The sequence below is a fragment of the Brevundimonas sp. GW821-FHT10E09 genome, assembly GCF_058809375.1.
The window spans coordinates 38211-62979 of sequence record NZ_JBXASO010000015.1 but is presented as its reverse complement, the minus strand read 5'-3'; the positions used below and the strand labels follow the sequence as shown (position 1 = coordinate 62979).

Below are 24769 nucleotides of genomic sequence, written 5' to 3'. Positions count from 1 at the left end.
GCGTGGCCGACTACAACTATCGTAAGTCCCCCAAGCATCGAATAATCAGTTACGAAACGGAGCGTGCGATGAACCGCAGACATATGGTCCAGATCCTGGCAGTCATGGCGCTATCGCCGACGGCGATAGCGACCAAGGGCGCTGCCCAATCCGACAAGCGGGAGGTCATCTCGTCCGCGGCCGGCGTCCAGGCGACCGTGGCTCCCGACGGTGTCGTGCGCATCGCCTGGTCGCGAACCGACGTCCCGGTGACAGTGGACGGCGCCCCCCTCGCGCCGGCCGCCGGTTTGGGTTCCTGGGCCGCTTTCAAAGCGCACGGCGACGACCATGTCATGCTGATGGGCGACACCGTGGTGTTCGAGGACGAGATCACGGCCGCCATGGACGCCGCCTTCGCCGCCGGCCTGGAGGTCACCGGTCTTCACAATCACTTCATCTTCGACGATCCGCCCGTCTATTTCATGCACGTCGGCGGCACGGGGCCGGCGCACGACCTGGCCACCGGGGTGAAGGCCGTGTGGGACGCCATTCGAACCGTTCGTGCGGAGACGCCGACACCTCGACGACGCTTTCCTGGATCCACCCCGACCGTTGCCGGAGAGTTCGATGTCGCTTCATTGCGGCGCTATTTCGAAGTCGATCCCGAGCTGAACGGTGGCGTGGTCAAGTTCACCTTGCCGCGCACGGGTCGCATGCATGGCGTCGAAGTCGGAGGATCGATGGGATTGACGACGTGGGCGGCCTTCTCCGGAAGCACCGCGATGGCGACTGTGGCCGGGGACTTCATCATGACCGCTGAGGAGGTGCAGCCGGTGCTCCGGTCGTTACGGGCCGGAGACATCCATGTCGTGGCTTTGCACAATCACATGATTGGGGAGACCCCCGCGTTCTATTTCGTCCACTATTGGGGCAAGGGACCCGCAGAGGACTTGGCTCAGGGAGTCAACGCGGCGCTGGCCGTGCAGAAGGGCTCGTAGAAGGCATCTCGTCGTCCTCAGGCGACATCAATCTTCACTTGTATCACGCCTTTGATGGGGCGCGCCGTTCCTGTGAACTTGCTCCGGCCAGCCTCAACTGGGGGCGGTGATGAACGGGTGAAATGATGAGCTCTCCATGTGAACCGATCTCCGCGTTTGACGCCGAGGCCCTGCGCCTCCGCCCGCGGCTGTGTTCGGCTGTCGAGGGCTTGCGCGGTTTGAAAACGACGAGCGACATAGCGCTTTTAGCTCCCCGCGCTGGCATATCGAGAGACAGATCGGGCGTGATCGAGCGACGTGGGGGAGGTTCGTCTTATCGCCGAAGGCGGGCGGCGAACAAGGGTGGAACTGGAGCACCGTCATCTCGACCGGCATGGCGAGGGCCGGGGCCTTGCCGCTGGCGTTCAGTCCGATCAGGGCCGAAGCGGCGCGCTGGGGCGGGTTGGCCTCTCACTCCATCCGACAGAGGCAATACATGAACTGCTGATGCGTACCCCAATGCGTCTCGTGCAACTCCCTAACGCTGTCCAGGAGACGGAACTTCGGCCCAAACTCGCCGTGAAGATGTTCGGCGTCGTAGCGGACTACGTCCAGGCCGCTGCACTTGTCCGGACCGTCCGGCCCGAACGCCGCGACAATCACGTGGCCCCCGGGCCTGACAGAGCGGGCGATCTGCCGAACATATGCGGCTCTGTCGCCTGCGCTGGTCAGGAAGTGGAAGACGGCCCGGTCGTGCCAGACATCGTAGCGAGCCGGTTCCAGCTCAACAGCCGTAATGTCGCCGGTGATCCAATGCACCGCGGCGGCGGACATACCCAGACGGGACTTCGCCACGTCAATCGCCGCCGGGGAGATGTCGAGGACCGTGACGTCGCTGTAGCCCTGCGCGACGAGATCATCGACCAGCGTCGCTTCTCCGCCGCCCACGTCAATGATCGCGCTGCTGGCGGATGGCGCAGAGTCTGCAATGAGCCGTAGCGAAACCTCAAGATGGGGTCGATACCAGCTGACCTCTTCCACCGCCTTGTTCAGATAAACGGTTTCCCAATGCGTTTGATTAGACACCGCCGCCCTCCTGAGCCTTGCTTGTGAAGCTAGGGAACTAAACTTCCGGACGCCATATGATGACGTTCGTCAAGGGATAGGGAGCCACTTCGATGCGAAGAGGATGAGAGTGCGGTTGCCGAAGCTCACGGGCGCACTCAGCGCGACCATCATCTGCGGTTCCTGCTCGAATTCCGCCAGTCAGATCTCGGATGCGAGACCTGCGGCGCGGGCGATGATCGAGGGATACTTCACAAATGTCTCGATCACCTCGGATTCGGCGACGAGATCATCGTCCTGTGCGGATCCGTGCGCCTCGGCCCTCCTGGGGCTGGAAAGTTGGCGGGACCGCCCTGCGAGGGAACCGGCTGCGGGCTTCGACGGGGAGTCGGATTCTGGTCGCCCATGGTGCTCGCTATGACTACGGCGTAGGCGATTGAACGCCGTCATCCACAACACGATCGGTATGTTCAATGCCGGGCCGCCAGAACGTCGGTGCATGGCGATACAGAACGGCCAGCCCGCCCGTCAGAATAGAGATCACCAACGCCATGGCCGCGCCCATGCGTAGGACATCATCCGCCCCCGTCGAAAAGACCGCTACCGACAACGAGAGCATTGAGATCGCTATGAAGGTGATGATCGCCGGCCAGTTCGGCCTTCGCTCGAGTGCGGCGACCGCCTCCACCTTCGCAACCGGGATATCGCCGACCCGTTCCAGTGCGTCCGCCACGGCATCCTCCCGCTGAACCTCCGGGGTTTGCGTCTGATTCGGAAAGGGAACCACGCGCACGTCTTCGTCCATGGTCAGCGACTCCGGTTCTTCATTGTTTTGAAGGTCAGCGCCAGACGTTCGATGGCGTCCTTTTCATCTTCAGGCGCGCCTTCGAAGACCGCGCGGGTCAACTCGCAGATCTGTTCGGGTCTCGGCGCCAGGCCCGCCGCCCGAGCCTCGCGATCTACGGCCACAAGCAGGCGGCCAAACCGGGCCCAATCGAGTCCGGCGCCATATTGGCGTGGCCGATCACCGGGGCCGTGCAGCAGCCAGTGAGGGTCGATGCCGAACTCCTGGTGCAGAGCGTCCAGCAGCCAGATCGGAGGATCAGACTCACCGCGCTCCCATCCCAGATAGGTGCGGCGGGGGAAACCGAGCCGGGCTGCGAAGGCGGATTGATTGAGACCACTTTGCTGCCGCACGGCGATCAGCCGCCGGGCGATGCCAGGGTCTGGATCATTGATGGTTGCGGTGTTGGTATTTCGCACACTATGGTCCCTTAGCCGCACAAGATGGAGCCAAGGCGATGATAGACGACAAAAGGCATGCACGGATCAAGTCCGCTTTGAGTCTCAAACGCATTAGCCTGTCGGACATTGCCCGGTCGCTGGCTGTGACGCCCTCCACGGTGTCCATAGTGTCGCGCGGTTTCAGGCGCTCGCGGCGTGTCGAGCAAGCCATCGCCGACGCGCTGGGACAGCGTCCGGAAGAAATTTGGCCTGACCGCTACCGCAGTGGATCGGCTGATCACCACAAGGAGACCGCCATGCCCGCCCCCTGATCAAGCTTCACACAATCCACGCCTGAAAGTGAAAAGGCCCGCGCTCGGCAAAAGCGCAGGCCCTTTCGGAAGATTGGTTCGTCGTTTCCACAGCGACCCCGCCAATCTCCCCGAAAGCGTCATCGCCGTCAAGGAATCTCCGTCGCGTCAGCGCGACGGAGACCGCCGACGCGCGCGCCCCTTTCAGGCTCCCATCATCAAGCATTGAACAACGGGAGCTTCCATGTTCGACCCGCGAGGCCTGCTGCGCCTCATCCTCACCACGGCCTACGGCAATCGGCAGATCGGCCGCATGATCTGCTGTTCCTACACGACCGTCGCTCGCTACCGCTCGCTTGCCCTGGAGATGTCCCTGACAAGCGAAGGCCTTTGCGCACTTTCTGACAGCGATCTGATGCGCCTCTTCAATGCGGGCCGATCGGCGCCGATGGCCATTGGACAGTTGCAGCCAGACTGGGCGGCCGTGGCCGTAAAGGTCAAGGCCGGCCACCATCTCAAGGATTTGCACGACACCTACGTCGAGACGGCGGGCGACCAGCCGACCATCTCCTATCGCGATTACTGCCGCAAATTCCGAGAATACAACGTGGCGGCTCATCCGATCATGCGACAGCGCCACCGGCCTGGCGAAACCATGATGGTCGATTTCGCCGGGCTTCGGCCGCGCGGGCGAGACGATGACCCCGCCGACCGGGTCCCGTTCGAACTGTTCGTCGCGGTGCTGCCCGCCTCTGACTACACCTTCGCCTGCGTCACCCGTTCACAGCGTGCGGGCGACTGGATCTGGGCGAACGAGCAGGCGCTTCGGTTCTTCGGCGGCGTCCCGCAGGTGATCATCTCCGACAACCTCAAGGCCGCTGTGATTTCCCACAAGCGCGGACAGGCGCCTGAGATCAATCCGACGTTTCAAGCCTTTTGCGACCATCATGGAACGATCGCACGCCCCGCCAAGGCTTACAGTCCCACGCACAAGGCGAAGGTGGAGATCGGCGTGAAGCTGATTCAGCGCCTGTTGCGGTTGGCCCTCGCAGATCGCCCGGCGATGTCACTCGGTGAGATGAACGCCTTGCTGGCCAGCCTGCTCATCCGCCTCAACACCAAGGCGCTGCGGCGCGCGCCGGGAGAGTCTCGCACCACTCTGTTCGAGCAGTTGGACCGTCCGGCGTTGCGGCCTCTCCAGGCGGAGCCGTTCGCCTTCTTCGAGGTCAGGCGTCAGCTGCTCCTCGGACCAGACTATCACGTCATGCACGATCAGCGCCGATACTCGGCGCCGCATACCCTGATCGGGCAGCGGGTTGATGTGCGCGCGAACGCCGCCACGGTCGAGATCTGGCACGACGGGAAGCCGGTAGGCGTCCACCCGCGCCTGGCCGTAGCGGGCGAGGCCTCGACTGATCCAGCCCATATGCCACCTAACCATTTGGCGCGGCGCGCGGGGGAGGACGAAGATCTTGTCCTATGGTCCCGTCTGCATGGGCCCGGTGTTCAGGCTGTGGTCCAGGGCGAAGCTGGGCGTCCGTTCTTCGGCGCGGCCAAGACCGCCGTCTATCGCTCGTTTCGGGCCTTGGCGCACCGCGTCGGTCCGGTGAGGCTGGAAGCAGCCTGCGCCCGCGCCGTGCGGTGCGGCGAACCCCGACTGGCCCATGTGCGCAATGTCCTGGATCGGAATCTGGAGTTCACGGACCCGGCAGACTTCATCACGCCCAAAACAGCCGCTGCCGCGACGAATGAGAACGTGCGCGGTCCCGACTATTTCGCCGGAGACGAGTCATGAACACCACCCACATCATCGACAAACTCCGCGACCTCGGCCTCAACGGCATGGTGGAAGCGGTCGAGCATCACGCGGCCACGCCGGCGTTCGCCGATCTACCGTTCCACGATCGGCTAATGCACCTCTTGCAGGCTGAAGCGGCGTATCGTGACGACCGTCGCCTGAAACGCATCCTGAAAGCCGCCCGACTGAAGATCCCTGCCGCGGCCGAAGACATCGACTACCGCTCCGCACGAAACTTGGACCGGGCCCAGATGGCCGAGCTTCTGACCTGTACCTGGGTGCGCCAAGCCGAAAATCTGATCCTGACGGGCGCAACAGGGACCGGGAAGACCCATCTGGCGTGCGCCTTTGGCGGTCATGCCGCCCGCGTCGGTCTGACGGTTCGGTACTATCGCACCCATCAACTGTTGGAGGACATGGCGATCGCCCATCAGGACGGCAGCATGAACCGCCTGCGCACGGCGATCGCCCGCTTCGACCTGTTGATCCTGGACGACTTCGGCCTGACGCCTCTGACGGAGTCGGGCAAGCACCACCTGCTGGACATCGTGGACGCCCGAACCCGATCGGCCTCAATCCTGCTGGCGGGCCAACTCCCGTTCAAGGACTGGCACGGCTACATCGACAATCCGATGGTGGCCGATGCCGTTCTCGATCGGATGGTCAACACCAGTCACCGGATCCAGCTGTCTGGTGAATCGATGCGCCGACTGACCTCGCCGGCGGCGTGATTCCAGGAGCCCGCGGCGCCCAGCCGGCGCCGCGGGCCGTCCGGCTGCGGAGTCCGCCGCTGACCAGCGTGCTCGTCATCCGGCGCCCAGCTTTGTGGCTCCCTCTAAATCTCGTTGGAGTAGAGTTATGTCGACGAAATCTGAGGCCCTCAAAAAGCGGATGATCCGCCGCCATGAGCTTCGGCAGATCGTACCGCTGGCCGACACCACCATATATGAGATGGAACAGCGCGGGGAATTCCCTCGTCGTTTCGCGCTCACTCCGCGCTGTGTGGTGTGGGATCTGGCCGAGGTCGAAGCGTGGCTGACCGAGCGCCTGGCGACAGCCCGGCGATCGCCAATCGACCGCGCGCCGCATCCCGATGTACGCAAGCGCAAGGCGCGTCCCGTCAAAGCGCCGGATCAGGCGCGAGCATAGGCATCGAGGGCGGAATCAGGACCGGCACGCGCTTCTGCCCCGCCACCCAGGCATCGATGATATCAGACCATTCCTGCATCATATGCCGCCGCTGATGCTCGTACTCCGCCTTGTTGTAGACGCCGCGCGAGGACCGCCCATCTTCATGGGCCAGGCACTTTTCGATCCAGTCACTGTTGAACCCCAGTTCGTTGAGCAGAGTCGATCCGGTCCGGCGCAAGTCATGTACCGTGAACGGCTCCAGCGGTAGGCCTTCCTTCTGCGCGCGCTCCACGACGGCATAGGTGACGCGGTTGAAGGTCGCCCGGGACATCGGCGCATCCGCATCATACCGAGACGGCAGAAGGTAGCGCGAGTTGCCCGCGCAGGTCTTCAGCGCGATCATGATGTCGAGGCATTGCTGCGAGAGATAGACGTTATGCGCCTTGGATCGCTTCATGCGCTCCTTGGGGATCGTCCACACGGCGTTCTCGAAGTCGACCTCGTCCCAGACCGCATCCTGCAGCTCGCTCTTGCGCACCATTGTCAGCAGGAAGAGGCGCATCCCGAGTCGGATCGTTGGCAGCGTCGCCACATGGTCGAGCTGCTTGAGCATCACGCGAATTTCCGTCGGCGACAGCGACCGGTCCTTTGGAACGAACGTCGCGATCGAGGCGGGGCCGACATCGTCGGCCGGATTGGCAACCTTCTCGCCGTGCAAGATCGCAAACCCGTAGATCTGCTTGAGGATGTCGCGGACATGGATCGCAGTCGCCGGTGCGCCGCGATCAACGATCTTGCCGCAGTGGGCGCGCAGGTCATCCGGCGTGATTTCTGTCAACAGCCGGTTCTTCCAGACTGGCAGAAGCTCTCGTTCGAAGATCGAACGCCGCATCGCGCGGGTGCTGTCGGCCATCGGAGCCTTCACCAACCAGCGCTCTCCAAACTCACCGAAGCTCTTGGCCTCCTTGATCCGGCGTTTGTCGCGTTGTTTTTCCTGGGCCGGAGACCTGCCTTCGAAGACTGCACGTTTAGCGTCGATCGTCGCTTCACGGGCTCGAGCAAGGGACAAACCGGAGGGACCGTATTTCCCAAGCGTTAGCGTCTCGCGCCGCCCATGCAGCCGGTAGTCCAGCCGAAACGTCAGCGTCCCGGAGGTTGAGACCTGGACATAAAGGCCGTCACGGTCCGTGACTTTGTAGGCTTTCTCGCGTGGTTTCAGGTTCTTAAGGGCAACATCGGTGAGCATACCGACCTCCTCTACGCAAAATACCGTCAGGCGATTTTCGGCCATTTTTGCCGACATTATCGCTTGATTTACAATGGTTTAGTGCGGAAAAAATACCGTCACTGGCTTCAATACCTCTGACGGTATCGCTGGATTGGGCCAAGTGCAAGTTTGCCAGATACCGTCACGCATGACGCCAGAGCCAACCGCTGCTCCGCGATTGATCCCGATAGATAACGTGATATAATCTTTTTATTTCAATGTGTTGATGGTTAAACGCCGATTGATCGCGATAGCCAAAAATGGCCCCGAATCATTCCCACTCGATCGTCCCCGGCGGCTTCGACGTCACGTCGTAGACGACGCGGTTCACGCCCCGGACCTCGTTGATGATCCGTGTCGCGGTCTTGGCCAGGACGTCCCAGGGGAATTGGTAGAAGTCGGCGGTCATGCCGTCGGTGGAGGAGACGGCGCGGAGGGCCAGGACTTTTTCGTAGGTGCGGGCGTCGCCCATGACGCCGACGGTCTTGACCGGCAGAAGGACGGCGAAGGCCTGCCAGATGCTGTCATACAGCCCGGCCTTGCGGATCTCGTCCAGATAGATGGCGTCGGCCTGTTGCAGGGTCTCGACGGCTTCGGGCGTGATCTCGCCGGGAATGCGGATGGCCAGGCCCGGTCCGGGGAAGGGGTGGCGGCCCACGAAGGCGTCGGTCAGACCCAGTTCGCGGCCCAGGGCGCGGACCTCGTCCTTGAACAGTTCGCGCAGGGGTTCGACCAGTTTCAGCTTCATATAGTCGGGCAGGCCGCCGACATTGTGGTGGCTCTTGATGACGTGGGCCTTGCCGCTGGACGAGGAGACGCTCTCGATCACGTCGGGATAGAGGGTGCCCTGGGCCAGGAATTCGGCGCCCTCGACCTTGTTGGCCTCACGGTCGAAGATCTCGATGAAGACGCGGCCGATGGTCTTGCGCTTGGTCTCCGGGTCGGAGATCCCGGCGAGCTCGCCCAGGAACTCCTTGGACGCGTCCACATGGATCAGCGGGATATTGTAGTGCTCGCGGAACAGGGTGGTGACCTGGGTCGCCTCGTCCTTGCGCAGCAGGCCGGTGTCCACGAAGACGCAGGTCAGCTGATCGCCGATGGCCTCGTGGATCAGCACGGCCGCGACCGAGCTGTCGACCCCGCCGGACAGGCCGCAGATCACCTTGGCGTCGCCGACCTGTTCGCGGATCTGGGCGATCTTCTCGTCGCGATAGGCGGCCATGGTCCAGTCGCCCTTCAGCCCGGCGATGCCGTGGGTGAAGTTCTTCAACATCTGGTGGCCGCGCGGGGTGTGCATCACCTCGGGGTGGAACTGCACGCCGTAGAAGCGGCGAGCCTCGTCGGCGATCACGGCGTAGGGCGAACCGGCCGAAGAGGCGACGACGTCGAAGCCCTCGGGGATGGCGACGATCTTGTCGCCATGGCTCATCCAGACCGTCTCTTCCTCGCCGACCGGGGCCAGGTCGGCCAGCAGGGGCGAGGCTTTCTCGACGGTGATCTCGGCGCGGCCGAACTCGCGGGTGTGGCCGCCCTCGACCTTGCCGCCCAGCTGTTCACACAGGGTCATCTCGCCGTAGCAGATGCCCAGCACCGGCACGCCGGCCTCGAACACGGCCTGGGGCGCGCGGGGGCTGCCTTCCTCGTGCACGCTCTCGGGACCGCCCGACAGGATGATGGCGGCGGGGTTCATCCCCGCCAGAGCGGCCTCGGCCTTCTGGAACGGATGGATCTCGCAATAGACGCTGGCCTCGCGCAGGCGGCGCGCGATCAGCTGCGTCACCTGGCTGCCGAAATCGACGATGAGGACCTTCTGGTGGTCGTGCGGCGTGGTCATGGGGTGATCGAATCCGGGGCGGGAGGTTGCGCGGGGTCTTGGCCGTGTAAGGCCGGAATTTCAAGCTTGGGGATGTTCAGGGCGGCGAGGCCCTCGGCCTCCAGCACGGCGGTCAGACGATCCAGGGCGGCGGCCAGGTTCTCGTCCACATGATGCAGGGTGGAGGTCCAGTCCTCCAGCGCCTTCAGCTCGGCCCGACCGTCCGACACGCCGCGCAGGGCGATGATGGGCACGCCAAACGTCTGGGCCGACCGAACCAGGGCCCAGGTCTCCATGTCCACCATCTCGGCCTCGATGGCGTCATAGGCGGCGCCGGAGACGACATTGGCTCCGGTCGACAGGGTGGCGGTCGGCACGCCGGGGATAGGGCACGGCAGGGCCAGGATCGCAGGATGCTCCAGCAGAGGCGTCACCCCCTTGGGAAAGCCCAGGGCGCTGGCGTCCATGTCGCGATAGGCGACGCTCGACGCCTGATAGGCGCAGGCGTGGTCCAGCTCCTGCGAGCCGCACGACCCCAGCGAGACGATCAGGTCCGGCAGGTCGCCCGCCGCCTCCAGCCGCGCCAGGGCGGCGGTGAGGGCGACGGCGGCTTCCACCGGGCCGACGCCGGTCATCAGGGGCTGGATGCGGGCGCGCAGATGGTCGCCGTATTCGGCAGGCGCAGCCATGACGTAGAGGACCGAGACCTCGCCGTGCTGCGCCAGCCCAGCCTCCATCAGGCGGCGCGCTGATAGACGGCGGCGAAGAAGCCGTCGGTGTCGGCCGAGGCCGGCGACAGTCGAAGACGCGCGCCGGACGCCAGTTCGGCGAACCTGGCCCGCGCGGCCTCGGTCAGTTGCGGCGCTGACAGCATGTCGGCGACGGGGACCGGTCGGAAGTCGGGAGTCGCCGCCTCGAAGGCGTCGGCGCTGGCCTCGTTCTCGCGGGCCAGCATCGAACAGGTGACATAGACCAGACGCCCGCCCGGCTTCACCAGCTTGGTCGCCTGGCTCAGGATACGGACCTGAAGCGCGTGCAGTTTCTCGACCTCCTCCGTCGTCAGACGCCAGGCGTCCTCGGGCCGGCGCCGCCAGGTGCCGGATCCCGAACAGGGGGCGTCGACGAAGACCAGATCGGCCTGGCCGTTGACGGTTTCCAGCCCGCCGCCGTTCTGGCCGATCAGCACCAGCTCGGCCTCGACGCCCGCGCGTTGCAGGCGGGGCCGGATGTTCTCGAGCCGCTTGTTGACGACGTCGGAGGCGATCAGCTTGCCCTGCCCGCCCATGGCCTGTGCCAGACCCAGGGTCTTGCCGCCGCCGCCGGCGCAATAGTCCACCACCGTCGCGCCGGGTTGCGCGCCCGCCAGCCAGCAGACGACCTGGCTGCCCTCGTCCTGGATCTCGAACTTGCCGGCCTTGAACCCGTCCAGGGCCTGGATATTGGGCGGCGGCTCGGACGGCACGCGCAGCCCCAGGGCGGACCAGGGCGTGCGGGCGACCGACAGACCGGCGTCACGCAACTCGACCTCGACCGCATCCACCGTGGCGACCGCGTCGTTCACACGCAGGTCGATGGGCGCGCGCGGCGCCATCAGGGCATGGGCCTCTTCCGCCCAGCGCTCCCCGAAGGTGGCCTTGAAATCCTCGACCACGAACTCGGGCAGACCGGCCGCGACCCAGCCCGGCAGTTCCCCCTGCCCCGCCGTGATCCGGCTGCGCTCCTGTTTCGACAGCGGTCGCGGGCCATAGCCGTCGCCCGAGTGCAGCGCCTCGATCTCTTCCACCGACAGGCCGTCAATGGCGTGCAGCGATCCGATCACCAGGGCCCGACCGTCTTCGCGCCCGCCCATGATCCACGACAGTCTGCCGCGCGCCCGCAGCACCTTGTAGACATGATCGGCGATGGCGCGCCGGTCCTTGGACCCGGCGTAGCGGTTGGCGGTCCCCCAGGCTTTCAGGACGGTTTCCGCCGGTTGGTTGCCCTGGGCGATGGAGTCCAGGACAGAGGCGGCGGCGGCGAGACGGGCGGCTGGGGTCAATGCGGGCTTTCAGATCAAAGGAACAGGGAGGTCAGGACCATGACCAGTCCCGCAAGCGAGACCAGCCAGACCAGCGACCGGATATAGGGAATACCGAGGGCGTAGAGCGGCACATAGACGACGCGCGCCCAGAAATAGAGAGCCGAACCCCACACGGTCAGGGCGCTGGACGCCTCGATCACATGGGCGATCAGCACCGCGCCGATGAACAGCGGCAGGGTTTCATACAGGTTGGCCTGGGCCCGCTCGAGACGGCCGGTCAGCGGCTTCTTCGCCGCCGGCGTCTCGTCGCGCGGCCCCGCATTCCACTTCGAACCGAACTCGGCCGTCCGCGCCCCGGCCGGCAGGAAGACCTGCACCAGGGCCAGGATCAGCGTCAGAGCCAGATAGGTCAGTTCGGTCGTCATGGCCTTATCCCTGTCTGTAGTTCGGCGCCTCGCGCGTGATCATCACGTCGTGGACGTGGCTCTCCCGCAGGCCCGCGCCGGTGATGCGCACGAAGCGCGCGCGCTCCTGGAAGTCGGCGATGGCGCCGGCGCCCACATAGCCCATGGAGGCGCGCAGCCCCCCGACCAGTTGGTGCAGAACCGGGGTGATCGGCCCCTTGTACGGCGTCTGGCCCTCGATGCCCTCGGGCACCAGCTTCTCGGACGAGACTTCCTTCTGGAAGTAGCGGTCGGCCGAGCCGCGCGCCATGGCGCCCACGGAACCCATGCCGCGGTACGACTTGTAGGACCGGCCCTGGTACAGGAAGACCTCGCCGGGGCTTTCGTCGGTGCCGGCGAACATCGAGCCCATCATGGCCACGTTAGCGCCGGCCGCGATGGCCTTGGCCAGGTCGCCCGAGTATTTGATCCCGCCGTCTGCGATGACCGAGGCGCCCGTGCCCCTGGCGGCCCGCGCTGAGTCCATCACGGCCGTCAGCTGCGGCACGCCCACGCCCGCGACGATCCGGGTGGTGCAGATGGAGCCCGGACCGATGCCGACCTTGACCGCATCAGCGCCCGCGTCGATCAGGGCCCGCGTCGCGTCATAGGTGGCGACGTTGCCGGCGATGATCTGCAGCCGGTTGTTCTCGCGCTTGATCCGCTCGACCACCTGGGCGACCGAGGCCGAATGGCCGTGGGCGGTGTCGATCACCACCACGTCCACACCGGCGTCGGCCAGGGCCATGGCCCGCTCGTATCCGGCGTCGCCGACGGTCGAGGCCGCCCCGACCAGCAGACGACCCTGGTCGTCCTTGGCCGCATGGGGGAAGGCCTGGGCCTTCTCGATGTCCTTCATGGTGATCAGGCCGACGGCCCGATAATCCTCGTCCACCACGATGACCCGTTCGATCTTGCGGGTCTTCAGCAGGTCGCGCGCCTCTTCACGGCTCGCGCCCTCACGCACCGTGATCAGGTCGCCGGTGGTCATCAGCGAGGCGGCCGTCAGGTTCAGGTCGCTCTCGAACCGCATGTCGCGGTGGGTCAGCATGCCGACCAGCTTGCCCGTGGCCGGATCGACCACCGGGAAGCCGGTGATCTTCTTGCGGGCCACGATCTCACGCACTTCGCCCAGGGTCGTCTGCGGGCCGACGGTGACCGGATTGACCACCATGCCGCTTTCATAACGCTTCACGGCGCGGACCTGATCGGCCTGCTCCTCGATGGTCATGTTCCGATGCAGCACGCCCAGGCCGCCGGACTGGGCCATGGCGATGGCCAGGCGGCTTTCCGTCACTGTGTCCATCGCGGACGACAGCAGCGGAATGTTCAGTTTGATGTCGCGTGTCAGCTGGGTCGAGACATCGACCATCGCCGGCATGAACTCGGACGGGCCGGGTTCGAGCAAAACATCGTCGAAGGTCAGTCCTTCGCGTATCTCCATAGGGAGTCTCCGTTTTGCGGGCCGCGTATAACGGTGCGGAGGGGGCCACGGCAAGGGTCTTGCGGCTTATGGGCTCGATAGATTTTATTGGTTTGCAACCGAGGGGGCCAATGACCATTCTTGCATCATGGTCGGCGTCCTCCTCAGCACCGCGCGCAAACTGGCTCTGAAGATCGCCAGCTACGGCGTCATGCACCTTGTGGTGGCCATTCTGGTGGCCTTCGCCATCACGCGCGACTGGCGTATCGCCCTGGCCGTCGGCATGGTCGAACCCTTCTTCCAGACCATCGCCTATTCGATCCACGACCGGGTCTGGCACCGGGTCGAACGCCGCCGCATGGCCTCCAACATCGAAGAGGCGGCCGAGGCCTTCACCGCCCGGCTCGACATCATGTCTCCGGACGAACAGACCCGCGTCCACGACCACCATGGCCACAGCCACGCCCTGCCCCGCTCGCTGAAACAGGTGGCGGTCAAGACCGTGACCTATGGCGTCATGCATTTCGCTGTCGCCGTGGCCGTGGCCTACGCCCTGACCCAGGACATCCGCACAGCCCTGGCCATCGGCACCATCGAACCCCTGGTCCAGACGGTCTTCTTCACCGTCCACGACCGCATCTGGTCGCGCATCGAACAGCGCCGCGCCGGCCGGCAGCCGGCGACGGCCTGAATTAACGACCTTAACCTGACCGCTTGAGCGTCGAGGGGATGCGTCCGAAGACGCACCCCCCCTTCCCCATCAGAAGCGGCGACGGATGCTGGCGAACACCTGACGCGGCGCGCCCGGCAGGAAGGTCTGACGACCCGCCGTGTTCTGGAAGCCGCCTGAACCCACGGTCGAGATGTAATCCTCGTCCGTCAGGTTCACGACGTTGACTTGGATCTGCGTCCCGTCCAGCCAACCGCCCATGCCGTCGAAGCGATAGCCGGCGGTCAGTTCGACCGTGGTGTAGGCGTCGGCCTTCTCATCGTTCAGGTAGGATGAGAAACGCTCGCCGGTGTAGGCGGCCGCCAGGGTCCCGAACACCGCGCCATTGTCGTATGACAGTTCGGCGCGGAACAGGTTTTCCGGCGTCGCGACGATCCGCTTTCCGGCCGTCGCGGCGACCAGGACGCCGGCCCCGTCGCGCACGTCATCCTCATAGGTCGAGTCATTGTAGCTGTAGGAGCCGAAGGCCGACCAGTCGGAGGCGAAGTTCCACAGGGCGGCGGCTTCGAACCCACGGCTCTTCACGGCGCCGACGTTCTGGATCCCGTTGCCCAGGCCCAGGATCGGGGCGCCCAGGGCGACGGTGAGCAGCCGGTCTTCGAACTGGACGTCATAGGCCGCGACCGAGCCTTGCAGACCGCCGGCGAAGTTGAAGCGCCAGCCGGCCTCGATGGTGCGCGAGTTTTCCGGCTTCAGCGTGTCCTTGATAGCCGCGAAACCGGCCGCCGAGGCCGAGAAGGGCCCGCCGGTGTTGGAGGATTCGAACGCCCGCATGTTTTCGGCATAGGAGGCGAACAGCTGATGGTCGGAATTCAGGTCGTAGCTCACCCCGATCTGCGGCAGGAAGTTGTCCTCGGCCTTGATCGAGCCGGTCTTGTTGGCGCCGACGACGGTGCTGGCCTCGTTCTCGACGCTCAGCGACTTGAAGCCGGCGTTGAGGGTCAGATCATCGGTGATCGCCCAGCTGTCCTGCAGGTACAGATTGGTCGTCTTGGTGTTGTAGCTGTATTCCCACTCGGTGAAGAAGGGGTTCTCCTGGAACTCGAGCGAGTCCCGGCCGCCGTCGCCGCCGCGGCTCAGGCCGTAATAGCGGCGAGCCTGGTTGAAGTCGTTGTCCTCGACCCAGAACCCGGCCTCGATGCTGTGTGCGCCCAGGTCCAGCGTCACCGAACCGATCGCGCCCTTGCGGTCGATGTCGTATTCCGTGGTGCGGACGGCGATGGGGCCGGGGCTGGCGATGGTGGAGCCGTCCTGTCCCTTGGCGCCGACAGGCGTCGGCACATAGGGCGTCCACCACAGGCCCTGCCCCTTGTTCGTGTGACCATAGCCGGTCAGCGAGACACTGAGCGAATCGGTCAGGGGATAGTCCAGCGTCACCGCGCCGATCGTGTCGTCGCGCAGACCGGCCGCGTTGAAATAGGCGTCGTCGACGCATTTGATCGGGCTGGGATAGGCGTTGGTGGTGCAGTCGCCGGCCGGGGTGGCCTGGTAGATGTCGGCGACCCGAACCGCCATGGCGTAGTCGCCCGAAATATTGTCCCAGTCGCGGCCCAGCCGGTCGATCATGCCCAGCGACATGTCCTGGTAGTCGTTTTCACGACGCTCGGAATGATTGATGAAGCCGCGCAGTTCGCCGGCGCCGAGCGGCTGGAGGAAGCTGGCGTTGATCTGCTGCTGCTTCTGCTCGCCCACGCCCTTCCATTTATCGGCGCTCTGGTCGGCGTAGGACACCGAAAGGCGCGTGCCGGCCGAACCCAGGGCGCCGCTGTCCAGGCGCACGAAGCCGCGCAGGCTGTCGTCGCTGCCGAAGGCGCCCGAGACATCGACGCCGAATTCCGTCGTCGGGACCCGGCTGACGAACTGGACCGTGCCGCCCAGATTGCTGCTCGACGCGGTGCCCAGCGCGCCCGATCCCTGGGCCACGTCCACCCGCGCGACGTTCTCCGAAATGATGGCGCGGGAAATATGCAGACCATTATGGTTGCCGTAGCTCATGTCGCCCAACGGAACGCCGTCCAGGGTGAAGCCGAGCTGGTTCTGGTTGAAGCTGCGCAGGACGATGCGCGCCGACCATTCATAGGCGCCGAAGGCGTCGGCCGATTGGAAGCTGACGCCCGGCAGGCGTTCGATGGCCTTCAGCGGGCTGCTGCCAGGCGCCTCGATGGCGATGGCGTCGGCGTTGACCGACGCCTGCTGGCGCGTCTGGCCGCGACCGAAGACGACGATCTCGTCGATCTCGGAAACCTGGGTGTCGGCCGTGGCCATGGCGACGGCGGCGTCCTGCGCGGCGGCGACGCTCGGAACCACGAAGAGGGCCAGCGTCAGAAGAGACGCGCCCGAAAGGAAGCGATTGGAAATCATGTCAGCCCCGCTGTCAGCGCAGATTGCGCCGAGGCCGGGCTACCGCTGGGTGACAACACATCGGTGAAGACTTCGCGCGACTTTGGTGACAGCGGTATCCAAAACGCAAATGGCCGCCGAGCGTGCCCGTATAGCTACGCTTGCGCCGTATTCGGACAAAGCGGCCGGCCTTAGCCCGGACCGGCCTCAGACCTGTCTTACCGCTTGTTCAACGCCACCAGAAACACCTCGGCGCTGTCCTTCCGGCTGGAGGCCGGCTTGACGTATTTGACCGTCTCGAACTCCTCGCGCAGTCGCGCCAGAACCCCTCCGGCGTCGCCGCCCTGGAAGTTCTTGGACACGAAATTCCCGCCCGGCCGAAGGGTGCGGATGGCGAAGTCGGCGGCGATCTCGATCAGGGCGATGATCTTCAGGTGGTCGGTCTGGCGGTGGCCGACCGTATTGTGCGCCATATCCGACAGCACCAGGTCCGGCGCCCCGCCGATGGCGTCGATCAGTTGCTGATCCACGCCCGGATGGGTGAAGTCGGCCTGCAACAGGGTCGAACCCGGGATCGGCTCGATCATCAGCAGGTCCACGCCCGCCACCGCGCCGGCCCCGCGATTGACCGCCACCTGGATCCAGCCGCCCGGCGCCGCGCCCAGGTCTATGACCTTCGAGCCGCGCTTGATCAGGTGGAATTTGTCGTCGATCTCGATCAGCTTGAAGGCCGCACGCGAACGCCAGCCCTCGGCCCGCGCCTTCTCGGACCATTTGTCGGCCAGTTGGCGTTTGATCCATTGCTGGCTCGACATCGACTTGGTGTCGGCCGTCTTCATTTTGGTGCCCATGCCGCGCCCGGCGGCGGTGCCGCCCGTGGGCGGTTTGACCATCCGGCGGCGTTCTTGGGGCTTTTCGTCTTCACTCATCGTTCCCACATAGCCCCGACCGGCGTTGCGGGCTATGTCCCGCCTCAAATCAACCCCAAGAGGACGACCGAAATGGCCGACACCCTGACCTTCACCCTGGACACCGGCGACGGCGAAGCCCGCGACGTGGTCATCAAGCTGCGCCCCGATCTGGCCCCCGGCCACGTCGAACGCATCACCGAACTGGCCTCGGAAGGCTTCTACGACGGCGTGGTCTTCCACCGCGTGATCGCCGGCTTCATGGCCCAGGGCGGCGACCCCACCGGCACCGGCACCTCCGGCTCCAAGAAGCCGAACCTGAAGGCCGAGTTCTCGGCCGAGCCGCACGTGCGCGGCGTCTGCTCGATGGCGCGCACCGCCGATCCCAACAGCGCCAACTCGCAGTTCTTCATCTGCCTGGACGACGCCACCTTCCTGGACCGCCAGTACACGGTCTGGGGTGAAGTCGAATCCGGCATGGAACACGTCGACGCCCTGCCCAAGGGCGAGCCGCCCCGCGCGCCGGGCAAGATCGTCAAGGCGACGGTCAACTAAGATTCTCCACCCTCGAAACCGTATCGGCTCGGCCGATGCGGTTTCGAGGCCTGCGGTCTAGGAGCGATCCTCGGCCGCGCCGTCGAACTGAACCGCCTGGGCGTCGCGCCACGCGTCACGCAAGCCGTCCACCGGCAGGTTCGCGCCCAGCAGGGCCAGTTGATCGACCCACACCGTCGCCAGTTTGTCGACTGTGGACTGGCCCCAGCCCGGCGGCTGCTGACGCGCCCAGTTCTGCAAAGACTCCGCATTGAAGATCATCAGGAAGGCGCAGGCCACGAACAGGGTCTGGCTGGTCCATCGCCGCGCCCGCGACGCCTCGCCTTCTTCGTCCAAAGCCGGCGCCGGGGGAAAGGCGAACCGGCCCAGGGCGACCAGGGCGTTCTCGCGCGTCGGCAGGTCGTGGGCGTCGGCGGCGCCGATCCAGTCGCTGGACGGATCAGCCGCCACCGGTTCGTCCAGCGGCGGAAACGGCGACACCGGCGGATGCGCCTGTGTCGGGAAGGGATCGATCGGGTCCGTGGGATCGCTCATCGTCGGATCAACGCCTCAGAACTGGAAATAGATGAAGGGCGCCACGCCCTCGGGTCGCATCGCCTCGACCAGCAGTATGGCCGCCCCGATCAGCACCCCGAGCGTCGGCGACGGCGCCGTCTTCAGCCGTTCCGCCAGCCCCTCGACCGCGCGCGGCGGCAGTCCGTGCATCGCCAACCCGCCGACGATCAGAACCAGCACGAAGGGCGTCACCAGGCTGAAAGCCTCGAACCGCCCCAGGCCGGCCAGCATCTGCATCGCCAAGTCAAAGGTCTCGGCCCGGAACAGGACCCATCCCAGACAGACGACGTGGAAGGTGATCAGGACGCCCAGCCAAGTGGGGATGACCTTGCGGTCCTTGACCAACGCGCGCCCTAAACGCTCGACGACCTGCGCGCCGCCGTGCAGCGCGCCCCAGGCCACGAAGGTCCAGGCCGCCCCGTGCCACAGCCCGCCCAGCAGCATGGTGATCATCACATTGAGGCACGACGACCACAGCCCCTTCCGCCCCCCGCCCAGCGGCACATAAAGATAGTCGCGCAGCCAGCTGGACAGGCTGATATGCCACCGCCGCCAGAAGGCCTGCATCGAGGCCGCCCGATACGGCTGGTCGAAGTTGCGCGGGAAGGAATAGCCCAGCAGGGCCGCGATCCCGATGGCCATGTCCGAATAGGCCGAGAAGTCGCAATAGATCTGGACCGCATAGCCGTACACCGCCGCCATGATGTCCAACGTCCCATAGGCCGACGGATCGAAGAAGACCGGATCCACCAGCCGCGTCGCCAGCTCGGACGCGATCACCGTCTTCTTGAACAGGCCCCAGACGATCAGCAGCAGCCCATGGGTCGCCATCTCGCGCGTCAGCCTGGGCACACGCGCGAACTGGGGCAATAGGTCCGACGCCCGCACGATGGGCCCCGCCACCAGGTGCGGGAAGAAGCTCATCAGCAGCATGACGTCCAGCAGGCTCTCGGCCGGCGCCGTCTTGCCGCGATAGACGTCGACCACATAGCTGACGCCCTGGAAGGTGAAGAAGCTGATCCCGACCGGCAGCACTACCTGCAACAGCGGCAGGTCCCGCTCCCAACCGAATTGCGCCAGCAGATCAATGGCCTGCTCGACGAAAAAGCCGTAATACTTGAAGAAGCCCAGGATGGTCAGATTGGCCGCCACGCCCAGGCCGACCCACAGTTTGCGCCGCCCCGCCCGGTCGCTGCGCACGATCAGCGCCGCCACGCCCCAGTTCAGCACGGCCGAGGCGATCAGCAGGCCGACGAACCGCCAGTCCCACTGGGCGTAGAAGAACCAGCTGGCCAGCAGCAGGAACAGTTTGCGCCGCCCGTTCTCCCGATCCAGGCTCCAGCTGACCAGATAGACGAACAGGAAGAAGACCGCGAAGGCCAGGGTCGGAAACAGCATCAGTCCGCCTCCCCCTTTGCCGCCTTCCAGCGGTCATAGGCCCCAATCAGATCCTCGCTCAGGACCCCGCCGATCCATTCCGCCCCGATGGAGGTGAAATGCACCCGGTCGGGCCGCATATAGGGTTCGGGCAGGGTCGCCAGCCGCTCCGCCGAACAGTCGCCCCCCATACGTCCGTACCAGTCCCAGAAGGCGACGCCCGTCTCGCCCGCGACTCGCCGCTGCACATCCCGGACCACCGCCAGAGCCTCCGGCGCTGATCGCCCGCCGCACGGTCCGCCGGTTCCGGGCTTCAATCCCTCGGGCGCGCCGAGGATCAATACAGGCGCATCCATGGATCGGACTACCATCAGGGCCTGTCTGAGCCAGAGTTCATATTCGCGGGGGTCGAGGTTCGGTGCGAACCCCTCGTTCACTCCAAAGGCCAAGATGATCAGATCCGGCATCCAAGCCGCGAGTTCTAGCCAGGCGATACTGCTGTCGCGCAAGGCGAGGTCCTGCATCGTCGCACCCACGACGCCCAGGTTCGACACCTGTACGCCCGCAGCCCGTCGCGTCAGTCGCAGGTCGTAGAGCTTCAGACGCCCTGTCGGCCGGATATCGATTTGCGTCTGCGGCTTGTCGAATGTCGCCGTCTGGCATTCAGGTTGCCACACCTCGTCTTCGCGGACCGCGAAACCCATCGTCTGCGTTTCGGCGCCAGCGGTAAGGGTCAGTTCGCCGTCCGCCTGCCATGCCTCGCCGCAGATCTGGACCTGATCAAAAGCTCCGTTCGACTCGGCGGTGATCGTCATTGTTGCGCCGTCTCTGACATCGGCTTCGCCGCCGCTCAGGCCGACGCCTATCGGCATGACTCCTCTGGCCAGCACATCCGTCCGCATCGGCCAGTCGCGCGCCGTCACCTCGACCTGCATCGGTCCATAGCCGGCATAGGGCACGCCCGGCGGCAACACCCCGCGCCCACCCGCCCCGAATCGGGCTTGCATCCGCGCGCGCAGGGCGCCCGTGATCCGGTCCCCTGCCGTATGGCTGTCGCCGATTTGCAGGATATGGACGGGCCGGTCCCGCGTCCCCGCCTCGGTCGCCGCCAAGGCCGCGAACACCCCCTCCAGCGCCTCGACCCCGCAAATCCCATCGGCACAGACCGGCGCCCCCGGCGCCGGCGCGGGCATGGGCGCATAGGGGACCTCGGTCCCGTTCTGCATCCCCAGCATCAGCACCGCCGCCCCCACGGCCCCCAGTCTCATGGTCAGCCGGTCGTCTGCGGCCGGGCCGCCGCCGCATCCAGACCCGCGTCGCGCTTCAGCCGCTCCGCCACCGGCTCGCCCAGGCGGCGATAGCCGGCCATGGTCATGTGGATCCCGTCATTGGCCCGCATCAGTTGCGGCCGCCCGCTCGCGCCGGGCAGATAGGCCGCATATTCGCCCGCCGCGTCGGCGGTGACGCCGGTCGTGTCGATCAGGGGCACGCCCAGGGCCGTCATCCGTTCACGCACCACGGCGTTGATCACCGCCATCTTCGCGTCGAACCCGGCCCGTTTCATCTTCGGCAGCCCGACCCAGTAGACGGCCACGTCATTGGCCCGCAGCAGGCCGACCAGATCGTCGATCCGCTTCCCATAGGCCGCCTTCCAGCCGGGCGTGCCGAAATCATGGATCACCCCGTCCAGGCTGATGCCCTGGGCGTCATTGGTCCCGAACATCACCACCGCCGCATCGACCGGCGTCTCGCTCAACTGCCGCGCCGTCTTGGCCTGGATGTCCACATAGTCATAGCGGGACAGGCCGGTGGAGACCGCGCTGAACTGGGTCACAGTGACCCCCTTCTCGCCATGCAGATCACGGTACAGGGCGGCCCAGAGGCCGTCCGCCATCGAATCGCCGAACACGCCGATCCTCAGTTCGCCCTGCGCGAGCCGCGCCTTCAACGGCGTCACTGCGGCCTTCGCGACTGGCGCCGGCGCCGGGCTCTCGACCGGACTGGCGACCGCCGGCGGACTGGCCGAGGCGTTGGCGGTTCCGCCCAGCATCAGGGTCGGATGGCGCAGCCAACCGCGCCCGTCCGGCGTCAGCATCAGGCCGATCACGACCCCGACGACCAGGGCCGCCGTCAATCCGTTGATGCCTGCGCGCAAGACCGCCCCCGTCGAAAACAGGGTTAGCTATAGCTTAACGACCCCGCCCTGCGCCATGCCGGTCCCGTGTCAGGCGAAACGACAGCGACCTCAGCCGAACCGCCCCTCGGCCCAGCGCGCGGCGAAATAGCCGCCGGTGGCCGAGATCGTGGTCAGAACCGTCCCCCAGATCAGGTCGATCACCGTCAGCTTGGTCTGCCAGATCTCCAGCGTCGCCTGATTGGTCAGGTCATAGGTGGCGTAGGCGACGAAACCCAGCGCCGCCCCGTTGATCGCCGCCCGCGTCCAGCTTCCGTCCTTCAGGGCCGGGGCGATGGCCAGGAAGACCGTCCCGGCGATGGAGATCAGATAGAACAGCACCGCCGCCCTCATGTCCGGCTTGTCCGCCAGAATCGGCCCCAGCACCGGCTTGTAGAACCGGTCGGTCATGGTGGTCAGCCAGACGGCGTCGATCACCGCAAAGGTGATCCCGGCGCCCAGATAGGCGAAGACATATTTGATCACGACAAACTCCTCAGGCGGGTTTCAGGCGATAGTGGCTGACCGCCCAGGTGCGGCCCCCGTCGTTGCCGAACAGACCGGCGGTCGCCAGGTAGAAGCGACGCCAGCGCCGGGTCCACAGCTTGGCGTCGTCGCCATAGGTCTCGCGCATCAGCACAGCGATCCGCGCGGCGTTGCGATCCATATTGGACAGCCAGTCGTTGGCGGTGCGGGCGTAGTGGCCGCCGTTCCAGGTCCACTCCTGCTCGACCGCGAACAGGTCGGGAAACTGCCGGATCAACCCGTGGCTGGGCATGATGCCGCCGGTGAAGAAATGCTGGGCGATGAAGTCGCCGCTGTCGGTGTGATCGAACCGATAGGGGGCGTCGCGGTGGGTGAAGACGTGAATGAACATCCGCCCCTCCGGCTTCAGCCAGGACCGGGCCTTGGTCAGCAGGGCCCGCCAGTTGGCCATATGCTCGAACATCTCGACCGAGACGATCCGGTCGAACCTCTGGTCGGTGTCGAACAGGTTCATATCCTGGGTCACGACCGTCAGATTGCTCAGGCCCCGCGCTCGGGCCTGTGCCTCGATATGGCCCCTCTGGCCGTGGCTGTTCGACACCGCCGTGATCCGCGCCCGGGGATAGGTCTCGGCCATCCACAGGGACAGCGAACCCCAGCCGCAGCCCATTTCCAGAATGGCCTGACCGTCCGCCAGATCGGCATGGGTGCAGGTCTCCAGCAGGGCCGCGACCTCGGCCTGGTCCAGCGTCTCCGTCCCCGTCGGATACAGGCAGCACGAATATTTCAGCCGCTCGCCCAGGCACAGGCGGAAGAACTCGGGCGGCAGTTCGTAATGCTGCCGGTTCGCCGCATCCGCATGTTCGGCGATGACCCGCTCGGCCATCTCGCGGGCGAACGCCGCCGGGTCATGGGGACCGTCGCGATCCAGGCGCCGACGCGCCTCCGTCACCAGGCTGTCGATCGCCGGCCGGGTGACGAAATCGGGAAAGGGCGCGTCCTGCAGCTGGCGAATGGCGACATTGGTCAGGTTCATGCAGGCGCTCCCGTCAGATCACGAGGGATACGCTTTGGGGCGACATTCGGATGCGACGCGATTGCCGCCGCGACCGCTTGCCCGCAAGATCGCTTCCGGACTATGAGCGGAAGACGCCGCGATATTCATCAGACGGTGAAAAGGGAGAGCGATGGGAAAGATCTATGCTGACGTCACGTCCGCGCTGGAGGGCCTGACCTTCGACGGCATGACGGTCATGTCCGGCGGCTTCGGCCTGTGCGGCATCCCCGAGAACCTGATCGCCGCCCTGCGCGACAGCGGCGTCAAGGGGCTGACGGTCATCTCCAACAACGCCGGGGTCGACGGCTTCGGCCTGGGCCAGCTGCTCGGCACCCGCCAGATCGCCAAGATGATCTCGTCCTACGTCGGCGAGAACAAGGAGTTCGAGCGCCAGTATCTGGCCGGCGAACTGGAGCTGGAGTTCAACCCGCAAGGGACCCTGGCCGAACGCATCCGCGCCGGCGGCGCCGGCATCCCCGCCTTCTTCACCGCCACCGGCGTCGGCACCCTCGTCGCCGAGGGCAAGGAGGTCCGCAACTTCAACGGCCGCGACTACGTCATGGAGACCGGCCTGATCGCCGACCTGTCCATCGTCAAGGCCTGGAAGGCCGACGAGCGCGGCAACCTGGCGTTCCGCAAGACCGCCCGCAACTTCAACCCGATGATGGCCACCGCCGGCAAGGTCACCGTCGTCGAGGTCGAGGAGATCGTCCCCGTGGGCTCGCTCGATCCCGACCACATCCACACGCCCGGCGTCTATGTCGACCGCCTGATCCAGACCGTGTCCGAGAAGCGCATCGAACAGCGGACGGTGCGCCCACATCCTGAAGCCGCCGTAGCCCGGAGCGAAGTGTAATGGTGCCGATGTTCAGCAGCGACAACCCTACTGACGAAGCAAGCCACTGGCTGCATTTCCTAATCGGTTCCGCCAAAAACGCTATTGATCATCAATTCGGAGCGGGATTTGCGGCGAAGAATCCTGAACTTGTTGGAGCCTATATCCAGGCGGGAGCCACCCTAATGAGCGTCAAAGACACCGCAGTGGCGGTGGACGGTTTAACGGGCGCAATGAATGAGATCGGCTTTGCATTAGACCGGATCGACACCAGCCTATCCAACTTGGCGAAGGAATAGGTC

At 65.5% G+C, this 24769-nt stretch carries 26 protein-coding genes; 9 read left to right on the top strand and 17 right to left on the bottom strand.

Annotation, left to right across the window (positions count from 1 at the left end):
- Positions 1-2: 2 nt before the first annotated feature.
- Positions 3-977: an LppY/LpqO family protein gene (locus tag AC1RSI_RS14070; RefSeq protein WP_447941578.1), complete on the top strand. Its 975-nt coding sequence runs from the start codon at positions 3-5 to the stop codon at positions 975-977.
- A gap of 450 nt (positions 978-1427) precedes the next feature.
- Here AC1RSI_RS14070 and AC1RSI_RS14065 read toward each other — a convergent pair whose 3' ends face one another.
- From AC1RSI_RS14065 to AC1RSI_RS14055, 3 genes are all read right to left on the bottom strand, one after another.
- On the bottom strand, positions 1428-2042 hold the full coding sequence (locus AC1RSI_RS14065; protein WP_447941579.1) for a class I SAM-dependent methyltransferase: 615 nt from the start codon (positions 2040-2042) through the stop codon (positions 1428-1430).
- 400 nt (positions 2043-2442) lie between these two features.
- Entirely contained in the window at positions 2443-2826 is a 384-nt protein-coding gene (locus tag AC1RSI_RS14060; RefSeq protein WP_091738373.1) for a hypothetical protein, read from the bottom strand.
- Between the two features lie 2 nt (positions 2827-2828).
- The gene (locus AC1RSI_RS14055) at positions 2829-3284 is read right to left on the bottom strand and encodes a helix-turn-helix domain-containing protein (protein ID WP_289647723.1); all 456 of its coding nucleotides are present in this window, start codon (positions 3282-3284) and stop codon (positions 2829-2831) included.
- 38 nt (positions 3285-3322) lie between these two features.
- On the opposite strand from AC1RSI_RS14055, the gene AC1RSI_RS14050 reads away from it, so the two are divergent.
- The 4 genes from AC1RSI_RS14050 to AC1RSI_RS14035 all read left to right on the top strand — a co-directional run bounded on the left by AC1RSI_RS14050 (position 3323) and on the right by AC1RSI_RS14035 (position 6503).
- Positions 3323-3577: a helix-turn-helix domain-containing protein gene (locus AC1RSI_RS14050; protein WP_064313115.1), complete on the top strand. Its 255-nt coding sequence runs from the start codon at positions 3323-3325 to the stop codon at positions 3575-3577.
- A gap of 223 nt (positions 3578-3800) precedes the next feature.
- Positions 3801-5351 carry an IS21 family transposase gene (gene istA / locus AC1RSI_RS14045; protein ID WP_064313114.1) on the top strand — a complete coding sequence of 517 codons (1551 nt, stop codon included), beginning with the start codon at positions 3801-3803 and terminating at the stop codon, positions 5349-5351.
- Positions 5348-6085 carry an IS21-like element helper ATPase IstB gene (istB, locus tag AC1RSI_RS14040; protein ID WP_064313113.1) on the top strand — a complete coding sequence of 246 codons (738 nt, stop codon included), beginning with the start codon at positions 5348-5350 and terminating at the stop codon, positions 6083-6085. The genes istA and istB overlap by 4 nt, the downstream gene beginning before the upstream one ends.
- A 127-nt stretch (positions 6086-6212) precedes the next feature.
- A complete protein-coding gene (locus AC1RSI_RS14035) occupies positions 6213-6503 on the top strand; it encodes a helix-turn-helix transcriptional regulator (protein WP_091738346.1) in 291 nt (96 codons plus the stop codon).
- Here AC1RSI_RS14035 and AC1RSI_RS14030 read toward each other — a convergent pair.
- The 6 genes from AC1RSI_RS14030 to guaB form a co-directional block, all read right to left on the bottom strand.
- Positions 6475-7731, bottom strand: a complete 1257-nt coding sequence (locus AC1RSI_RS14030) for a tyrosine-type recombinase/integrase (RefSeq protein WP_011157759.1) — start codon at positions 7729-7731, stop codon at positions 6475-6477. The two genes, AC1RSI_RS14035 and AC1RSI_RS14030, sit on opposite strands and share 29 nt — an antisense overlap.
- Positions 7732-8023: 292 nt before the next feature.
- On the bottom strand, positions 8024-9586 hold the full coding sequence (gene guaA, locus AC1RSI_RS14025) for a glutamine-hydrolyzing GMP synthase (protein WP_154726562.1): 1563 nt from the start codon (positions 9584-9586) through the stop codon (positions 8024-8026).
- Positions 9583-10302 (bottom strand): 5'-methylthioadenosine/S-adenosylhomocysteine nucleosidase, encoded by a 720-nt coding sequence (locus AC1RSI_RS14020; protein WP_035305189.1) that lies wholly within the window; start codon positions 10300-10302, stop codon positions 9583-9585. The genes guaA and AC1RSI_RS14020 overlap by 4 nt, the downstream gene beginning before the upstream one ends.
- A complete protein-coding gene (locus tag AC1RSI_RS14015) occupies positions 10302-11603 on the bottom strand; it encodes an RsmB/NOP family class I SAM-dependent RNA methyltransferase (RefSeq protein WP_035305191.1) in 1302 nt (433 codons plus the stop codon). Before AC1RSI_RS14015 ends, AC1RSI_RS14020 begins: the two co-directional genes overlap by 1 nt.
- A gap of 14 nt (positions 11604-11617) precedes the next feature.
- The gene (locus AC1RSI_RS14010; RefSeq protein WP_154726563.1) at positions 11618-12010 is read right to left on the bottom strand and encodes an MAPEG family protein; all 393 of its coding nucleotides are present in this window, start codon (positions 12008-12010) and stop codon (positions 11618-11620) included.
- A 4-nt stretch (positions 12011-12014) separates the two neighbouring features.
- Positions 12015-13472 carry an IMP dehydrogenase gene (guaB, locus tag AC1RSI_RS14005; RefSeq protein ID WP_154726564.1) on the bottom strand — a complete coding sequence of 486 codons (1458 nt, stop codon included), beginning with the start codon at positions 13470-13472 and terminating at the stop codon, positions 12015-12017.
- A gap of 127 nt (positions 13473-13599) precedes the next feature.
- Between guaB and AC1RSI_RS14000 the strand changes: the two genes are divergently transcribed.
- A complete protein-coding gene (locus tag AC1RSI_RS14000; RefSeq protein WP_008259786.1) occupies positions 13600-14142 on the top strand; it encodes a DUF2061 domain-containing protein in 543 nt (180 codons plus the stop codon).
- A gap of 69 nt (positions 14143-14211) precedes the next feature.
- Here the strand turns inward: AC1RSI_RS14000 and AC1RSI_RS13995 are convergent, their stop codons facing one another.
- Together AC1RSI_RS13995 and AC1RSI_RS13990 are read right to left on the bottom strand one after the other, a co-directional pair.
- Positions 14212-16542 (bottom strand): TonB-dependent receptor family protein, encoded by a 2331-nt coding sequence (locus AC1RSI_RS13995; protein WP_154726565.1) that lies wholly within the window; start codon positions 16540-16542, stop codon positions 14212-14214.
- Between the two features lie 197 nt (positions 16543-16739).
- Complete coding sequence (locus tag AC1RSI_RS13990; protein ID WP_035305198.1) at positions 16740-17450, bottom strand: RlmE family RNA methyltransferase; 711 nt, start codon at positions 17448-17450, stop codon at positions 16740-16742.
- 72 nt (positions 17451-17522) lie between these two features.
- Between AC1RSI_RS13990 and AC1RSI_RS13985 the strand changes: the two genes are divergently transcribed.
- Positions 17523-17984: a peptidylprolyl isomerase gene (locus AC1RSI_RS13985; protein WP_008263882.1), complete on the top strand. Its 462-nt coding sequence runs from the start codon at positions 17523-17525 to the stop codon at positions 17982-17984.
- 57 nt (positions 17985-18041) lie between these two features.
- Here AC1RSI_RS13985 and AC1RSI_RS13980 read toward each other — a convergent pair whose 3' ends face one another.
- The 6 genes from AC1RSI_RS13980 to AC1RSI_RS13955 all read right to left on the bottom strand — a co-directional run bounded on the left by AC1RSI_RS13980 (position 18042) and on the right by AC1RSI_RS13955 (position 23611).
- Positions 18042-18518 carry a hypothetical protein gene (locus AC1RSI_RS13980; protein ID WP_154726566.1) on the bottom strand — a complete coding sequence of 159 codons (477 nt, stop codon included), beginning with the start codon at positions 18516-18518 and terminating at the stop codon, positions 18042-18044.
- A 15-nt stretch (positions 18519-18533) separates the two neighbouring features.
- Positions 18534-19937: an MBOAT family O-acyltransferase gene (locus tag AC1RSI_RS13975; protein ID WP_154726567.1), complete on the bottom strand. Its 1404-nt coding sequence runs from the start codon at positions 19935-19937 to the stop codon at positions 18534-18536.
- Positions 19937-21184: a GDSL-type esterase/lipase family protein gene (locus tag AC1RSI_RS13970; RefSeq protein WP_291752306.1), complete on the bottom strand. Its 1248-nt coding sequence runs from the start codon at positions 21182-21184 to the stop codon at positions 19937-19939. Before AC1RSI_RS13970 ends, AC1RSI_RS13975 begins: the two co-directional genes overlap by 1 nt.
- Positions 21185-21186: 2 nt before the next feature.
- Positions 21187-22071 carry an SGNH/GDSL hydrolase family protein gene (locus AC1RSI_RS13965; protein ID WP_154726458.1) on the bottom strand — a complete coding sequence of 295 codons (885 nt, stop codon included), beginning with the start codon at positions 22069-22071 and terminating at the stop codon, positions 21187-21189.
- Between the two features lie 90 nt (positions 22072-22161).
- Positions 22162-22575 carry a DUF2177 family protein gene (locus AC1RSI_RS13960; protein WP_008260687.1) on the bottom strand — a complete coding sequence of 138 codons (414 nt, stop codon included), beginning with the start codon at positions 22573-22575 and terminating at the stop codon, positions 22162-22164.
- Positions 22576-22585: 10 nt separating this feature from the next.
- A complete protein-coding gene (locus AC1RSI_RS13955; protein ID WP_154726459.1) occupies positions 22586-23611 on the bottom strand; it encodes an SAM-dependent methyltransferase in 1026 nt (341 codons plus the stop codon).
- A gap of 151 nt (positions 23612-23762) precedes the next feature.
- Between AC1RSI_RS13955 and AC1RSI_RS13950 the strand changes: the two genes are divergently transcribed.
- Both AC1RSI_RS13950 and AC1RSI_RS13945 read left to right on the top strand, forming a co-directional pair.
- The gene (locus tag AC1RSI_RS13950; protein ID WP_154726460.1) at positions 23763-24488 is read left to right on the top strand and encodes a CoA transferase subunit A; all 726 of its coding nucleotides are present in this window, start codon (positions 23763-23765) and stop codon (positions 24486-24488) included.
- Complete coding sequence (locus tag AC1RSI_RS13945; RefSeq protein WP_154726461.1) at positions 24488-24766, top strand: hypothetical protein; 279 nt, start codon at positions 24488-24490, stop codon at positions 24764-24766. Before AC1RSI_RS13950 ends, AC1RSI_RS13945 begins: the two co-directional genes overlap by 1 nt.
- Positions 24767-24769: the final 3 nt, after the last annotated feature.

Excerpts from the sequence above, each read along its gene's own strand:
- AC1RSI_RS14060 (WP_091738373.1), bottom strand. The coding sequence starts at position 2,826 with ATGGACGAAGACGTGCGCGTGGTTCCCTTTCCGAATCAGACGCAAACC.
- AC1RSI_RS14050 (WP_064313115.1), top strand. The coding sequence starts at position 3,323 with ATGATAGACGACAAAAGGCATGCACGGATCAAGTCCGCTTTGAGTCTC.
- istA (WP_064313114.1), top strand. The coding sequence starts at position 3,801 with ATGTTCGACCCGCGAGGCCTGCTGCGCCTCATCCTCACCACGGCCTAC.
- istB (WP_064313113.1), top strand. The coding sequence starts at position 5,348 with ATGAACACCACCCACATCATCGACAAACTCCGCGACCTCGGCCTCAAC.
- AC1RSI_RS14035 (WP_091738346.1), top strand. The coding sequence starts at position 6,213 with ATGTCGACGAAATCTGAGGCCCTCAAAAAGCGGATGATCCGCCGCCAT.
- AC1RSI_RS14030 (WP_011157759.1), bottom strand. The coding sequence starts at position 7,731 with ATGCTCACCGATGTTGCCCTTAAGAACCTGAAACCACGCGAGAAAGCC.
- guaA (WP_154726562.1), bottom strand. The coding sequence starts at position 9,586 with ATGACCACGCCGCACGACCACCAGAAGGTCCTCATCGTCGATTTCGGC.
- AC1RSI_RS14020 (WP_035305189.1), bottom strand. The coding sequence starts at position 10,302 with ATGGAGGCTGGGCTGGCGCAGCACGGCGAGGTCTCGGTCCTCTACGTC.
- AC1RSI_RS14010 (WP_154726563.1), bottom strand. The coding sequence starts at position 12,010 with ATGACGACCGAACTGACCTATCTGGCTCTGACGCTGATCCTGGCCCTG.
- guaB (WP_154726564.1), bottom strand. The coding sequence starts at position 13,472 with ATGGAGATACGCGAAGGACTGACCTTCGACGATGTTTTGCTCGAACCC.
- AC1RSI_RS14000 (WP_008259786.1), top strand. The coding sequence starts at position 13,600 with ATGGTCGGCGTCCTCCTCAGCACCGCGCGCAAACTGGCTCTGAAGATC.
- AC1RSI_RS13995 (WP_154726565.1), bottom strand. The coding sequence starts at position 16,542 with ATGATTTCCAATCGCTTCCTTTCGGGCGCGTCTCTTCTGACGCTGGCC.
- AC1RSI_RS13990 (WP_035305198.1), bottom strand. The coding sequence starts at position 17,450 with ATGAGTGAAGACGAAAAGCCCCAAGAACGCCGCCGGATGGTCAAACCG.
- AC1RSI_RS13985 (WP_008263882.1), top strand. The coding sequence starts at position 17,523 with ATGGCCGACACCCTGACCTTCACCCTGGACACCGGCGACGGCGAAGCC.
- AC1RSI_RS13980 (WP_154726566.1), bottom strand. The coding sequence starts at position 18,518 with ATGAGCGATCCCACGGACCCGATCGATCCCTTCCCGACACAGGCGCAT.
- AC1RSI_RS13975 (WP_154726567.1), bottom strand. The coding sequence starts at position 19,937 with ATGCTGTTTCCGACCCTGGCCTTCGCGGTCTTCTTCCTGTTCGTCTAT.
- AC1RSI_RS13970 (WP_291752306.1), bottom strand. The coding sequence starts at position 21,184 with ATGAGACTGGGGGCCGTGGGGGCGGCGGTGCTGATGCTGGGGATGCAG.
- AC1RSI_RS13955 (WP_154726459.1), bottom strand. The coding sequence starts at position 23,611 with ATGAACCTGACCAATGTCGCCATTCGCCAGCTGCAGGACGCGCCCTTT.
- AC1RSI_RS13950 (WP_154726460.1), top strand. The coding sequence starts at position 23,763 with ATGGGAAAGATCTATGCTGACGTCACGTCCGCGCTGGAGGGCCTGACC.
- AC1RSI_RS13945 (WP_154726461.1), top strand. The coding sequence starts at position 24,488 with ATGGTGCCGATGTTCAGCAGCGACAACCCTACTGACGAAGCAAGCCAC.